Source organism: Nocardioides sp. NBC_00163 (genome assembly GCF_045206295.1).
Classification (GTDB): Bacteria; Actinomycetota; Actinomycetes; order Propionibacteriales; family Nocardioidaceae; genus Nocardioides.
In genome coordinates this window covers 5,922,565-5,935,991 of the sequence record NZ_CP108155.1, presented here as the reverse complement: position 1 = coordinate 5,935,991, position 13,427 = coordinate 5,922,565, and the positions used below count along the sequence as shown (strand labels likewise).

Below are 13,427 nucleotides of genomic sequence, written 5' to 3'. Positions count from 1 at the left end.
CATCCAACCAGGGGCGGTGGATCCGGTCGGGGAGGAATACCCGGTTAACCGGGTATTCCGGCACTTCTCGGGCATTGCATTGCCTGAGAAGCGCCGGAATTGCCTGTACGGCGTGACTCCTGTGACTCCTGAGGAGATCAGCCGAGCACGTCCGAGAGCGCGACGGAGTCGATGCCGACCGCCTCGCCCACCGGGCCGTAGGTGAGCTGGCCGGCGTGGGTGTTGAGGCCCTTGGCGAGCGCGGCGTCGTCGCGCAGCGCCTGGGCCCAGCCCTTGTTGGCCAGGGCGACGGCGTACGGCATCGTCGCGTTCGTGAGCGCGTAGGTGGACGTGTTCGGGACCGCGCCGGGCATATTGGCCACGCAGTAGAAGGTGGAGTTGTGGACCTGGTAGGTCGGGTCCGCGTGGGTGGTGGCGTGGGAGTCCTCGAAGCAGCCACCCTGGTCGATGGCGATGTCGACGAGCACCGAGCCCGGCTTCATCCGCGAGACCAGGTCGTTGGTGACCAGCTTCGGCGCGGCCGCACCCGGGATCAGCACGGCGCCGATGACCAGGTCGGCCTGGAGCACCTGCTCCTCGAGCGCGAGCTTGTTCGACGCGAGCCCGTGGACCTGGTTGGAGTAGCGCCAGAACGACATCCGCAGCTTCTCCAGGTCGGTGTCGAGCAGCGTGACGTCCGCGCCCATCCCCAGAGCGATGTTGGCGGCGTTCTGCCCCGAGACGCCGGCACCGATGATGACGACCTTGGCGTTGGCGACACCGCCGACACCACCCATCAGCGTGCCGCGGCCGCCCTGGGCCTTGAGCAGGTTGTACGCCCCGACCTGGGGCGCCAGGCAGCCGGCGACCTCCGACATCGGGTAGAGCAGCGGCAGCGCCCGGTTGGGCAGCTCGACGGTCTCGTACGCGATCGCGGTGACCTTCTTGGCCAGCAGCTCCTGCGTCAACGGCTTGTCGGCGGCCAGGTGGAGGTAGGTGAACAGGGTCAGGCCCTCGCGCAGGCGGTGGTACTCCTCCGCGACCGGCTCCTTGACCTTGAGCACCATGTCGGCGTTGCCCCAGGTCTCGTCGGCATCGCCGAGGATCTTGGCGCCGACCGCGGCGTACTCGCCATCCGAGATCGAGGAGCCGACTCCGGCACCGGCCTGGACGAAGACCTCGTGGCCGTTGGCCACCAGCTCGTGGACGCCCGAGGGGGTGATCGCCACCCGGTACTCGTGGTTCTTGACTTCCTTGGGTACGCCGATTCTCATTGTGTTTCTTCCCCTGAATGTGGTGGTCCGTGGGTCTACGGGTCAGCCGGATGTGCGCCGCCTGACGCGGCATGTCTAACCCGGTGTGGCGCAAGTCACCAAAATCACGTCGATCGGTCCTGACCAGACCCCCTGATCAGACTCTGCCACGTGATTTGAGAGCGGCGTACGCAAGCACGGCCTGGACGACCGGCGAGTCGGTCGCCCGGCCGCTCAGCACTGCCTCCAAGAGCTCCTCGAAGGGCACCCAGTGGACGCTCATCTCGGCCTCCTCGTGCTCGAGCTCGAAGCCGTCGCGGTCGCTGGCGGTGAGGCCGCGGGCGAGGAAGAAGTGGTGGATCTCCTCGGTGAGCCCCGGCGAGGCGTACGTCGAGAGCAGCGGCGTCCACTCGGCCGCCTCGTGGGCCACCTCCTCGCGCAGCTCGCGCACCGCGACGTCGAGCGGGTCCTCGCCGGGATAGTCGATCAGGCCGGCTGGGAGCTCGACGAAGCGCCGCTTGGCGGGGTGGCGGTACTGGGTGATCACCAGGGCGCGCTCGTCATCGTCCAGCGCCAGCACGACGGCGGCGCCCGGGTGCTCGACCACCAGGCGACGGAACGGCTCCTCGTCCTCGTGGCCGGGACGGTTGATCCGGTCGGCACGCAGTGCGACCACCCAGCCGTCACGGTGGAGGTCCTCGCTCGAGGCGACCGGCCAGCTCTCCGGGACGTCCCACTCGGTGAGCGGTCCCTGGTCCAGCGGCACGGCGGAGTCGGAAATTCGTGCGTCCGATGTCATGGCCCGAGGCTACCCTCGGCTCATGTCTGACACCTCCCCCGCCGCCCCTGCCTCACTCACCCAGGAGGAGGCGGCTGCGCGGGCCGCCACGGTCACCGTCGAGCGGTACGACATCTCGCTCGACATGACCGGCCTGCTGGAGGGCGAGACGCTCTCAAGCGTCTCCACGATCACCTTCTCCGCCACCCCGGGCTCGGGCACGTTCGTCGACTGCGTGGCCGAGGTCAGCGCGGCCACGCTCAACGGCACCGAGCTCGACCTCGCCACGATCAGCGCCGGCCGGATCCCGCTCGAGGACCTCGCCGAGACCAACACCCTGGTCGTGACCGCCTCCCAGTCCGACACCGCCTCCTCCGAGGGCGTGCTGCGCACGGTCGACCCCTCCGACGGCAACGTCTACGTGTGGACCTCCTTCGAGCCCGACGACGCTCGTCGGCTGTGGGCCTGCTTCGACCAGCCCGACCTCAAGGCCGTGCACGCGTTCACCGTGGCGGCGCCCGAGCAGTGGACGGTGCTCTCCAACTCCGCACCCGCGAAGGTCTCCGACGAGGCAGCCGGCGCGCGGACGTGGGTCTTCGAGGACACTCCCCCGCTCTCGACGTACGTCGTGGTGGTCAACGCCGGGCCGTTCGTCGAGGTCCGCGAGGAGCGCGGCGGCTACGACCTGGGGCTCTACGCCCGTCAGTCGCTGCGCAGCCAGCTCGAGCGGGACCGGGAGGAGATCCTGCAGGTCACCGAGCACGGGCTGGCGTGGTTCGGCACCAAGTTCGGGATGCCGTTCCCGCAGCGTCGCTACGACCAGATCTTCGTGCCCGACATGGGCGGCGCGATGGAGAACTGGGGCGCGGTCACCCACAGCGACGTGTTCCTCTTCCGCACGGCGCCGACCCACGCCGACCGGACCGAGCGCACCAATGTGGTCCTCCACGAGATGGCGCACATGTGGTTCGGCGACCTGGTCACGATGCGCTGGTGGGACGACCTGTGGCTCAACGAGGCCTTCGCCTCGTGGGCGGCCGTGTGGGCCTCGGCCGCGCTCCCCGACCACGCCGACGTGTGGGCCTCGATCGCACTGACCGAGAAGAAGGCGGGCTACGACATCGACGCGACGCCGGCCACCCACCCGATCCGCGGGGTGGTCCCCAGCGTCGACGTCGCGATGGCCAACTTCGACGCGATCACCTACATGAAGGGCCAGGCCGTGCTGCAGCAGCTGCACGCCTACATCGGCGAGGAGGCCTACCTCGCCGGGCTGCAGTCCTACTTCGCCGAGCACGCCTACGGCAACACCGTCCTCGACGACCTGATGGGCGCCTTCGGAACGGCCGCGGGCAAGGATCTCTCCGCCTGGACGACCGCGTGGCTCGATCACGCCGGCACCGACGTGATCACCCTCGCCGACGGCAAGGTGTCGGTCACCAGCCCCGACGGGACCGTACGTCCCCACCGGCTCGACATCGCCTCCTACGACGCCTCCGGTGCCCTGCTCGCCACCACTCCGGTCACGGTGGCGGGCGAGCCCGTCGCGGTCTCGCTCCCCGACGCCGCCGCGCACCTGGTCAACGCGACCGACGTGACCTTCGCGGCGGTGCGCTCGGACGAGGCCAGCGAAGCCTGGCTCGGCCAGAACGCCGGCCTGCTGCCCGACGCGGTGGCACGGGCGGTCGCGGTCAGCAGCGCCTGGACGGCCCTGTTCCGCGGCGACATCGCCGGCCCCGAGGTCGTCTCGCGCGTCCTCTCGGTCCTCGAGAACGAGCGCAACCCGCAGGTCACCGGCGAGTTCCTGAGCATGGCCGTCACCGCTGCCGAGCTGTGGACGGCGCCCGAGCGGGTCGCCGAGCAGCGCGCGCTGGTCGCCGGAGCGGCCGCGGTGCTCGCCGAGGACCCGGCCAACCGCGACACCGCTCTTCGCGTCGTCGCAGCGCACGCCTCCACGCCCGAGCAGCTCGCGCTGGCCGAGACAGGGGCTAGCGAGGACGTACAGGTGGCCTGGCGGCTGCTCGGCCGGCGCGCCGAGACCGGCGACTACGACGCCGAGGCGGTCGCCGCTCTGGAGGCGCGCGACCCGGACCCCGAGTCCTGGGTCAGTGCTCTGGGCGTACGCACCGCGCAGCCGCTCGCGGAGGCCAAGGAGGAGGCCTGGCAGGTGTCCATGATCGAGCGCCGGCTGCCGCGCACCGACGGCGGATACGCGTTGAGCTCGGCGTTCTGGCGCCCCGGCCAGGAGGAGATCCTGGCGCCGTACGCCCAGCGCTATCTCGACGCCGTCGCCGCGATCAGGGGTGGCGGGCTGCTCGCCTACGGGCTCCAGCTCCGCTTCTACCCGGTGCATGCCGGTGAGGATGTCGCCGCTGCCGCGCGCGCCGCCTGTGAGGGCGACGCGCTGGTCCCCTTCGTCCGGCAGACGGTCATCCGGATGGCCGACGTGCACTCGCGGCAGGTAGCGGCTCGCGCCCTGTGAACCGATGAGCCCCTGGGGCCGGCACGCGCCGGCCCCAGGGGCTCTGTCAACAGATGCTCAGGCGTCAGCCGTCTCCGGGAGCTCGACCTCGCTGACCTCGCGGCGCAGGTTGGTCTCGTCGATCGGGAACCGCTGCTCCTTCTGCCGGTCGAGGGCCGCCTTCACCAGCCCGGCGAAGAGCGGGTGCGGGCGGGTCGGCCGCGAGCGGAGCTCGGGGTGGGCCTGGGTGGAGACGTAGTAGGGGTGTACGTCGCGGGGCAGCTCGACGAACTCGACGAGCTGGTTGTCGGGCGAGAGGCCGGAGAAGACCAGGCCGGCGTCCTCCAGCTGGTCGCGGTAGGCGTTGTTGACCTCGTAGCGGTGGCGGTGACGCTCCTCGATAGAGGTCTCGCCGTAGACCTCGGCCGCGATCGAGCCCTTCTTGAGCTCGGCCGGGTAGAGGCCCAGGCGCATGGTGCCACCGAGGTCGCCCGCGCCCTCGACGTACGCCTTCTGCTCCTCCATCGTCGCAATGACGGGCTCCGGGGTGTCGGCGTCGAACTCGGTGGAGTCGGCCTTCTCCAGGTCGAGCACGTTGCGGGCGTACTCGATGACCATGCACTGCAGGCCCAGGCACAGGCCGAGCGTGGGGATCTGGTGAGCGCGGGTGTAGCTCAGCGCGCCGAGCTTGCCCTCCAGGCCACGGATGCCGAAGCCGCCGGGGACGCAGACGGCGTCGACGTCGTGGAGGTTCTTGGCGGCGCCCTCGGGGGTCGCGCACTCGTCGGAGGGGATCCAGCGGATGTTGACCTTGGCCTCGTTGGCGAAACCGCCGGCGCGCAGCGCCTCGCCGACGCTCAGGTAGGCGTCGGGCAGGTCGATGTACTTGCCGACCAGGCCGATGGTCAGCTCTTCCTTGGGGTGGTGCACCCGGCGGAGCAGGTCATCCCAAAGCGCCCAGTCGACATCGCGGAAGGGCAGGTCGAGCTTGCGTACGACGTAGGCGTCCAGGCCCTCACGGTGGAGCACCTTCGGGATGTCGTAGATGCTCGGGGCGTCGGCGGCGGTCACCACGGCGTCCTCGTCGACGTCGCACATGAGCGCGATCTTGCGCTTGATGCCCTCGGGCAGCTCACGGTCGGCGCGGCACACGATGGCGTCGGGCTGGATGCCGATCTGGCGCAGCGCCATCACCGAGTGCTGGGTCGGCTTCGTCTTGAGCTCCTTGGACGGGCCGATGTAGGGCACCAGGGAGACGTGCACGAAGAAGACGTTGTCGCGGCCGAGGCGCTGGCGCACCTGGCGGGCGGCCTCGAGGAACGGCAGCGACTCGATGTCGCCGACCGTGCCGCCGATCTCGGTGATCACGACGTCGATCTCGGGGCCGTGCATGGCCAGGACCCGCTCGGAGATCTCGTCGGTGATGTGCGGGATCACCTGGACCGTCTCGCCGAGGTAGTCGCCGCGGCGCTCCTTGGCGATCACATTGGAGTAGACCTGCCCGGTGGTCACGTTGGCGTGGCCGACCAGGTCGGTGTCGAGGAACCGCTCGTAGTGGCCGATGTCGAGATCGGTCTCGGCACCGTCGTTGGTCACGAAGACCTCACCGTGCTGGAACGGGTTCATGGTGCCGGGGTCCACGTTGAGGTACGGGTCCAGCTTCTGCATGGTCACGCTCAGACCACGCGACCGGAGCAGGCGGCCGAGGGACGATGCCGTCAGGCCCTTTCCCAATGAGGAGGCGACGCCCCCGGTGACAAAAATGTGCTTGGTCAAGCTCGCCGACTTCATGGGCCTCAATCCTATCAACGCTTCAGCAGGCCACCGAAACCTGACGCACCGAAATCGCCACCTTGTTGACTCATCTGTCGAGCCAGCGCGAGCGGAGCGGCGATCTGACCGGTGGTGGTCTCGATGCCGTCGACCGACGCGAACCAGCCCGGCCAGTCGTTGGCGCGGAGCGCCTCGAGGTCTTCGGAGCCCGTGGGTGCCGTCACGACCAGGCCTTTCGTGGTCGCGCCGAGACCCTCGACCAGGCCCTCGACCGCGGTCGTGTCCTCGCTGTCCTCGCCGAGGACGACCAGGACGAGCCCGGCCGGTCCGGTCGGTCGTCCCTGGGCCTTGACCAGGTCACCGGTGAGCAACGCCACAGCGGCGGTCTTGGCAGGCTGGTCGAACGCTGTGGGCGGCTTCGTGCCGGCATAGGTCTCCCCGATCACCTGGCCCATCCGCTGATAGGTCGCCTGTTTCGTGTCGCCGCGGCCCAGCTGCTTGACCAGCTGGGTGGCCAGGCTGTCGACGTACTGCTTGCGGTCGGGGTCCAGCAGATTCGGTCGTACGTCGAGCACCCCCGTCGTCTCGCCGCCGGCCGCTTCGATGTTGCCGGTGAGCGCCGCGACCGTCTTCTGGTCGGCGCCGGGCATGGTGATGACGGCGACCTTCTGGCCGGTGAGCCTGCCGGGCAGGAGGGCGTCGCCGGCCTCGGCGACGAACTGGGCCTCGGCGCTCTGCTTCGGGTCCTTCGCGGCCTTCGTCTCGCTCTCACCGGAGGTGGGGCTCGCCGCCGTCCCGTCGCCAGCTCTGTTCACGATTCCCGTGCCGATCGCGGTGAGGTCGTGGTCGGCGGCCCAGATGCCGGCGGGTACGCCGATCGCCAGCGCCGTCACTGCGGCCAGGACCGGGAGGACGAGCCGACGGCTGCGGGGCTCCCTGCGGCGCACCGCCCGAATCGCGGACGCGTCGATCAGCGTCGGGCCGAGGGCGAGCCGGGTCAGGTACGTGCCGGCCAGACCCGGGCGTTGGTCCTCGAGGAAGTCGGTCAGCGTGGTGCTCAGCCCGGCCCCGACCACCAGCGAGGGGTGCTGGGCGTAGGCGACCAGGAGGGCGGCGTCCTCGGGGGCGAGGGCGGACTCGAACCGCTTCGGCTGCACGCCGATCCGGTCGAGGAGCTCGGTGGCGCTCTCGCTCGCGGAGGCGCCGGGCGCGAGAACGACCTCGGCGGCGCTGGTGAGCACCTTCGGCTCGGGGTAGCTGTCGGTGTCGGGGCCCACGACGACCACGGCGTGGCGTACCTGCTTCTTGGTCAGCCTCTTCGCCGCAGGACCCACCGCGATGATCGCCGGGCGCTGCTCGCGCAGGAAGCCGGCGAGGTCGCCGAGGAGCCGGTCCAGGTCGGGATGGTCGGCGACCACCACGACGGGCCGGCCGGCCAGCGGCGTGTCGAGAGGAGGTACGCCGTTGCCGTGCAGCAGCACCTCCTCCTCGCGCTTGAGCAGCTCGCTGCTGTTGTGCGTGAAGAGATCCAGGTGGGAGCTCAGGCCCCGCTTGGCGTCCTCCAGGTCCTTCTCGAGGGACTCCTGGTCGAGCGCACGACCCGAGGTCAGCAGCTGCTCACCGTCGAAGATCTCGCCGTCGAGGATCCGGGCCTTCCGCCCGTCGACCAACTTCTCCAGCCCCGCCTCGCCGATCTTGTCGATCAGCTCGATCCCGGCGTCGGCCAGCGTCTGCGGGCCCCGGTTCGGGTAGCGGCCCGAGACCATCGGCTGGGCGTTGACCACGGCGATCACGCCCTTGGCCACGATCGCCAGCGCGGTGCTCCGGTCCAGGTCGACATGGTCGATGACCGCGATGTCGCCCTCTTTGAGCCGTGGGATCAGGGCCCTGGTCGGCCGCCCCGCGCGGAGCGTGCCGCGGATGCCTGGGAGTACGGAGGGAATCTGGCGAGTAGGCAGTCTCATGTCCCGCCAATCCTCCCCCGTCGCCGGTGCGCGTCCCAGGATCTCCCATCCGGCGAGTCGGTCGTTGTGGCGGCCGAATGCGTACGTTTGGCGGCCGAGTCGGTCGTTGTGGCGTGTGTCGTTCGCCACAACGACCGATTCGGGTCGCCAGAACTGAGGTTTCGGCGGGATCAGACCTTCGCCGCGCGGGCCACCTCGAGGAGCTCGCGGGCGTGCGCGATGGCGGTGTCGGAGGCCGTCAGCCCGGCCAGCATGCGGGACAGCTCGCGTTCGCGGGACTCGTCGTCGAGGACGGTGAGGCCGGAGCTGGTGACCACACCGTCGCTGGTCTTCTCGACGGCGACGTGGTGGTCGGCGAAGGCGGCGACCTGGGGCAGGTGGGTGACGACCAGGACCTGGGCGGTGCGGGCGAGGTGGGCCAGACGGCGGCCGATCTCGACCGCGGCGGTGCCACCGACGCCGGCGTCGACCTCGTCGAAGACGAAGGTCGGGACCGGGCTGGTGGCCGCCAGGACGACCTCGATCGCCAGCATCACCCGGGAGAGCTCACCGCCGGAGGCGCCCTTGTGGAGCGGGCGGGGCTCCGAGCCGGTGTTGGCGGCCAGTAGCAGCTCGACCTCGTCGAGGCCGTTGGAGCCGTAGCGTAGCCAGCGGTGGTTCTTGCCCGAACCGACCTTCAACGGTGCATGCGGCTCGTCCTCGGATGCGGGCGCGTCGGTCTCCTTCTGGCGTACGTCGACCACCAGTCGCGCGTGCGGCATGGCCAGTCCGGTGAGCTCGTCGCTGACCGCCTCGGCCAGGGCGCCGGCGGCGTCGGTGCGGGCGGCGGAGAGCGCCTGGCCGGCCTCGGCGAGGTCGGCTCGCAGACGCGTGCGCTCCCCGCGGAGCTCCTCGATCCGATCGTCGTCGGAGTCGAGCTCGAGCAGGCGCTTGGCGCCGGTCTCGGCCCAGGCGAGCACCTCGTCGATGGTCTCGCCGTACTTCCTGGTCAGCGCGGTCAGCGCCGCGCGGCGCTCGGAGACCACGGAGAGCCGAGCCGGGTCGGTCTCGATCGCGGTCGCATAGGAGGCGACGTCGGCGGCCAGGTCGGAGAGCAGGTAGGAGACCTCGGCGAGGCGGTCGGCCAGGGAGGCGGCGTCGGGGTCGTGGTCGCGGACGCCGTCGAGGGCCTGGCGCGCGGCCGAGATGGCGCCCAGCGCGTCGGGGGCGTCGACCTCCGAGGAGAGCGCCTCTCGGGCCTGCTCGGCGGCGGTGCGCAGCGTGTCGGCGTAGCCGAGCTTCTCCTCCTCCTGGGCGAGCGTGACGTCTTCGCCGGACTCCGGTGAGACCTCCTCGACCTCGCCGAGGCCGAAGCGGAGCAGGTCGGCCTCCTGCGCCCGCTCACGGGCGTGGGTGGTGACCTCATCGAGCTCGCGCTCGACGCCTCGGAGCTCGGCGTGGATGTCGCCGTAGGCGGCGATGAGCTTGGCGACCGCGTCCCCGCCGAAGCGGTCGAGCGAGTCGCGCTGGGCGCGCGGCTGCAACAGCCGGTGCTGATCGGACTGGCCGTGGACCGCGACCAGCGGTGAGGTCACCGAGCCGAGGGTCGCGACCGGGACGGTCGCTCCCCCGACGTACGCCCTCGCTCGGCCTTCGGCGGCGACGGTGCGGGCCACCAGGACGCGGCCCTCCTCGACCTCTCCCCCGGCTTCCTCGGTCGCCTCGATGACGCCGGGCAGCGACCGGGCGTCGATGACGCCCTCGACCCGGGCCGCCTTCTTGCCCTTGCGGACCGAGCCGGCGTCGCCGCGGCCGCCGAGCAGCAGCCCGAGCGCGGTCACGATCATGGTCTTGCCGGCGCCGGTCTCACCGGTCACCACGGTCAGCCCTGGTCCGAGCTCCAGGGTCGAGGACTCGATGATCCCGAGTCCGGAGATCCTGATCTCCTCAAGCATTCTCGCCTCCGTTCATCCTGAACGGACGCCGTTCCGCGGCGCCTCGCCATCCCTCCACAGACAGTCCGAACTTCCGCACCAGACGATCCGTGAACGGCGCCTGGTGCAGGCGAACGAGTCTGACAGGCTCCACCCCCCGGGTGACCTCGATCCGGGCACCCGGGCCCAGGTCGTAGGAACGCCGGCCGTCGCACCAGAGCACGCCGGCGCCGTCCGCCCGGGAGATGACCTCGACGGCCAGCACCGAGGTCGGCGCGACCACCATGGCCCGCGCGAAGAGCGCGTGGGCGCTGATCGGGGTCAGCAACAGCGCCTCGACGCCCGGCCACACGACCGGGCCGCCGGCGGAGAAGTTGTAAGCCGTCGAGCCGGTCGGGGTCGCACAGACGACGCCGTCGCAGCCCCACCTCGACAGCGGTCGGCCGTCGATCTCGACGACGACCTCGAGCATCCGCTCGCGCGCGGCCTTCTCGACGCTGGCCTCGTTGACCGCGAACGTACGAAAGACCTTCTGACCATCCTCGAAGACGCTGACCTCGAGCGCGAGGCGGTCCTCGGAGGTGTAGCGGCGCTGCACGATCGCCTCGATGGTCGACTCGACGTCGTCGTACTCCGCCTCGGCCAGGAACCCGACGTGTCCGAGGTTGACCCCGAGCACCGGGGTGCGGTGGGGCTGGACGATCTCGGCCGCGCGCAGGATGGTGCCGTCGCCACCGATGACCAGCGCCAGCTCGCAGTCGCGGCTCGCGTCGTCCTCGTCGGCGGCGAGCTCGAGCTGCGGTTCGTACGCCGCCGGGTCGATACCCAGGTCGGCGGCCTCGCTCGCCAGCACGCGGACCACGATCCCGTGGACCGCCAGCGACTTGGCACAGGCGAGGCCGACCTCGCGGGCCTCCTCGCGCCCGGTGTGGATGAGCATGAAGACCCGCCGAACCTCGGCTGGGTCCACGGGCGCTGCGTCCACAGCGGGGGTGTCGGCGTCGGTCACGTCGCCACCTCCGTAGCGCAAGCGCCAGAATACGGAGGCGGCGACGTGTTGGCCCGCTGGTTCACTCGCTGACGCTCGATCACGGATCAACCTTCTCAGACGGCACCGACACATCCCCGGTGGCGGGGCTCTCCAGGCCGCGCTGCTCGCGCACGGCCTCCTCGATCTCCGCCTCGGTGACGGTGGCCTCCCCGCGGCGCAGCCACAGGAAGAACTCGACGTTGCCCGACGGGCCCGGGAGCGGGCTGGTGGTGACCGCGCGTGCGCCCCAGCCGCGTCGCGCGGCAGCCGCGGCGACGGCGTTGACGGCCTCGGCGCGCAGCGCGGGATCGCGGACCACGCCACCCTTGCCGACCCGGTCCTTGCCGACCTCGAACTGGGGCTTGACCATCAGCGCCAGGTCGCCCTCGGGGCTGGTGACCCGGATCAGCGCGTCCAGGACGAGCTCGAGGGAGATGAAGGAGAGGTCGCCGACGACGACGTCGACGGGTTCGCCGACCACATCGAGGGAGAGGTCGCGGATGTTGGTGCGGTCGTGGACGACGACCCGCTCGTCCTGCTGCAGCCGCCAGGCGAGCTGGCCGTAGCCGACGTCGACGGCGACAACCTCCCGGGCCTCGTTGCGCAGCAGTACGTCGGTGAACCCGCCGGTCGACGCGCCCGCGTCGAGGCAGCGGCGGCCCTTGACCGAGAGGCCGAGCGGTTCGAACGCCGCGAGTGCTCCGGCGAGCTTGTGGCCGCCGCGGGAGACGAAGTCGGGACGGTCGGGGTCCTCGGTGACCACGATCGCGACGTCGGTGGTGACGCCCGTGGCCGGCTTGGTGGCCCGGTTTCCCGACACCGTGACCCGCCCGGCGGCGATCAGCTCACTGGCGTGCTCACGGGACCGGGCCAGCTTGCGCCGGACCAGCTCGGCGTCGAGACGCAGGCGGCGAGGAGGCATGCGCTCGCCTCTCAGGGCTGGTCGGTCGGCTGGGACTCGCCGGAGGCCGCGGCGATCCGGGCCATCGCGTCGTGGGCCCCGGTGTCGGGGTCCAGGGCGCGGCGCAGCTCGGTGTGAGCGGCCTCGAAGACGCCGACGTGCTCGGCCAGCGGCAGCTCGTCGAGACGGTCGAGCGTCTCGAGCACCGCGTCGACGCGGGCGACACCGGTGTGCGGCGCCGTGCTGGCGCCACCCAGCCCGGCCGAGGCCTCAGCCGGAGTCTCGTCGAAATGCTGCTCGCTCATGAGGCTGAGACTACCGTCCCGCCGTCGGCATCCGGGCCAGGCGGCACGGCCTGTGCGCCGATCGTGGCCACCGATCCGGTGGCGTCCAGGTGCGCCCAGGCGCCGGCCGCGGCTGTCCGCCACCAGTCGTCGGGTCTCCCTTCGCCGGTGACCCGCAGCTCTCCGTCGCGTACCTCCGCCGTCCAGCCGCCGAGCCGCGCGGTCGCCCCTTCGGTCTCCGGCGCCGAGTGTGCCTCCAGCAGCCCACCCAGGTCGGCGGAGATGTAGGAAGGCCGCCGCTGCGGCTCGGCCGCGACCAGGTCCTCGAGCCCGGTGACCCCGGTGAGCACGAGCAGCGTGTCGATGCCGGCGTTGCGGCCGCCCTCGATGTCGGTGTCGAGCCGGTCGCCGACCATCAGCGGGTGATCGGCCTCGGTGCGCCGGATGGTCTCCTCCAGCAGCGGTCGCGACGGCTTGCCCGCCACGACCGGCTCGACGCCCGAGAAGCGGCGCAGCGTGTCGACCAGGACGCCGTGCCCCGGCGCGATCCCGTAGGCCGCCGGGAAGGTCATGTCGGTGTTGCTGGCGACCCAGAAGAGCCCGTCCTTGATCCGCACGGCCGCGCGCAGGATGTCCTTCCACAGCAGCTCGGGGTTGTAGCCGGTGACGATGGCCTCGGCGTCCTCGTCGACGGCCACCGGCACCAGGCCGGCAGCCTCGAGCGGCTCGCGCAGGCCGGCGGCACCCAGGTTGACGACCTTCGCCCCCTGGGCGAGCCGCTCGGCCAGGACCCGCGCAGCCGCTTGGGCCGAGGTGACCACGTCCTCCGCGGTCGCCTCGATCCCAAGGTTGCGGATGTTCTCGGCGACCTTGGCCGGAGGCCGGGCGGCGTTGTTGGTGATGAACGCCAGCCTGAGCCCAACCTCTCGTGCGGCGGCGAGCGACTCGGGGGCGCGCCGGACCGCGGTGCCGCCGATGTAGACCACGCCGTCGAGGTCGAGCATCGCCACGTCATGGGCGGCGGCGAGCGGCTGGGCTGAGCCCTTCAACTGATGGCCGGTCAGCACACGAAGTTCCTTCTCTGGGTCGGG

Annotated in this window: 10 protein-coding genes; 1 reads left to right on the top strand and 9 read right to left on the bottom strand. The window is 71.1% G+C overall.

All coding sequences use genetic code 11. From position 1 onward, the window contains the following. Positions 1-137: 137 nt before the first annotated feature. Together ald and OG801_RS28325 are read right to left on the bottom strand one after the other, a co-directional pair. Entirely contained in the window at positions 138-1,253 is a 1,116-nt protein-coding gene (gene ald, locus OG801_RS28330) for an alanine dehydrogenase (RefSeq protein WP_355017243.1), read from the bottom strand. A gap of 136 nt (positions 1,254-1,389) precedes the next feature. After that, positions 1,390-2,031: an NUDIX domain-containing protein gene (locus tag OG801_RS28325; protein ID WP_406032495.1), complete on the bottom strand. Its 642-nt coding sequence runs from the start codon at positions 2,029-2,031 to the stop codon at positions 1,390-1,392. A gap of 22 nt (positions 2,032-2,053) precedes the next feature. Between OG801_RS28325 and pepN the strand changes: the two genes are divergently transcribed. Next, a complete protein-coding gene (gene pepN, locus OG801_RS28320) occupies positions 2,054-4,492 on the top strand; it encodes an aminopeptidase N (RefSeq protein ID WP_406032493.1) in 2,439 nt (812 codons plus the stop codon). Between the two features lie 57 nt (positions 4,493-4,549). Here pepN and OG801_RS28315 read toward each other — a convergent pair whose 3' ends face one another. From OG801_RS28315 to OG801_RS28285, 7 genes are all read right to left on the bottom strand, one after another. Next, the gene (locus OG801_RS28315) at positions 4,550-6,262 is read right to left on the bottom strand and encodes a CTP synthase (RefSeq protein WP_355017240.1); all 1,713 of its coding nucleotides are present in this window, start codon (positions 6,260-6,262) and stop codon (positions 4,550-4,552) included. Positions 6,263-6,276: 14 nt separating this feature from the next. Continuing rightward, positions 6,277-8,208: a putative cytokinetic ring protein SteA gene (gene steA, locus OG801_RS28310; RefSeq protein ID WP_406032491.1), complete on the bottom strand. Its 1,932-nt coding sequence runs from the start codon at positions 8,206-8,208 to the stop codon at positions 6,277-6,279. 170 nt (positions 8,209-8,378) lie between these two features. Continuing rightward, positions 8,379-10,142, bottom strand: a complete 1,764-nt coding sequence (recN, locus tag OG801_RS28305; RefSeq protein ID WP_406032489.1) for a DNA repair protein RecN — start codon at positions 10,140-10,142, stop codon at positions 8,379-8,381. Next, positions 10,135-11,061 (bottom strand): NAD kinase, encoded by a 927-nt coding sequence (locus OG801_RS28300; RefSeq protein ID WP_355017332.1) that lies wholly within the window; start codon positions 11,059-11,061, stop codon positions 10,135-10,137. The genes recN and OG801_RS28300 overlap by 8 nt, the downstream gene beginning before the upstream one ends. Positions 11,062-11,209: 148 nt before the next feature. Beyond that, positions 11,210-12,073, bottom strand: a complete 864-nt coding sequence (locus OG801_RS28295; RefSeq protein ID WP_406032487.1) for a TlyA family RNA methyltransferase — start codon at positions 12,071-12,073, stop codon at positions 11,210-11,212. An 11-nt stretch (positions 12,074-12,084) separates the two neighbouring features. Continuing rightward, entirely contained in the window at positions 12,085-12,357 is a 273-nt protein-coding gene (locus tag OG801_RS28290) for a hypothetical protein (RefSeq protein WP_406032485.1), read from the bottom strand. Then, positions 12,354-13,403 carry an HAD-IIA family hydrolase gene (locus OG801_RS28285; RefSeq protein WP_406032483.1) on the bottom strand — a complete coding sequence of 350 codons (1,050 nt, stop codon included), beginning with the start codon at positions 13,401-13,403 and terminating at the stop codon, positions 12,354-12,356. Before OG801_RS28285 ends, OG801_RS28290 begins: the two co-directional genes overlap by 4 nt. Between the last annotated feature and the right edge of the window lie 24 nt (positions 13,404-13,427).

Coding starts and splice junctions, on each gene's coding strand:
- ald (WP_355017243.1), bottom strand. CDS start 1,253: ATGAGAATCGGCGTACCCAAGGAAGTCAAGAACCACGAGTACCGGGTG.
- OG801_RS28325 (WP_406032495.1), bottom strand. CDS start 2,031: ATGACATCGGACGCACGAATTTCCGACTCCGCCGTGCCGCTGGACCAG.
- pepN (WP_406032493.1), top strand. CDS start 2,054: ATGTCTGACACCTCCCCCGCCGCCCCTGCCTCACTCACCCAGGAGGAG.
- OG801_RS28315 (WP_355017240.1), bottom strand. CDS start 6,262: ATGAAGTCGGCGAGCTTGACCAAGCACATTTTTGTCACCGGGGGCGTC.
- steA (WP_406032491.1), bottom strand. CDS start 8,208: ATGAGACTGCCTACTCGCCAGATTCCCTCCGTACTCCCAGGCATCCGC.
- recN (WP_406032489.1), bottom strand. CDS start 10,142: ATGCTTGAGGAGATCAGGATCTCCGGACTCGGGATCATCGAGTCCTCG.
- OG801_RS28300 (WP_355017332.1), bottom strand. CDS start 11,061: ATGCTCATCCACACCGGGCGCGAGGAGGCCCGCGAGGTCGGCCTCGCC.
- OG801_RS28295 (WP_406032487.1), bottom strand. CDS start 12,073: ATGCCTCCTCGCCGCCTGCGTCTCGACGCCGAGCTGGTCCGGCGCAAG.
- OG801_RS28290 (WP_406032485.1), bottom strand. CDS start 12,357: ATGAGCGAGCAGCATTTCGACGAGACTCCGGCTGAGGCCTCGGCCGGG.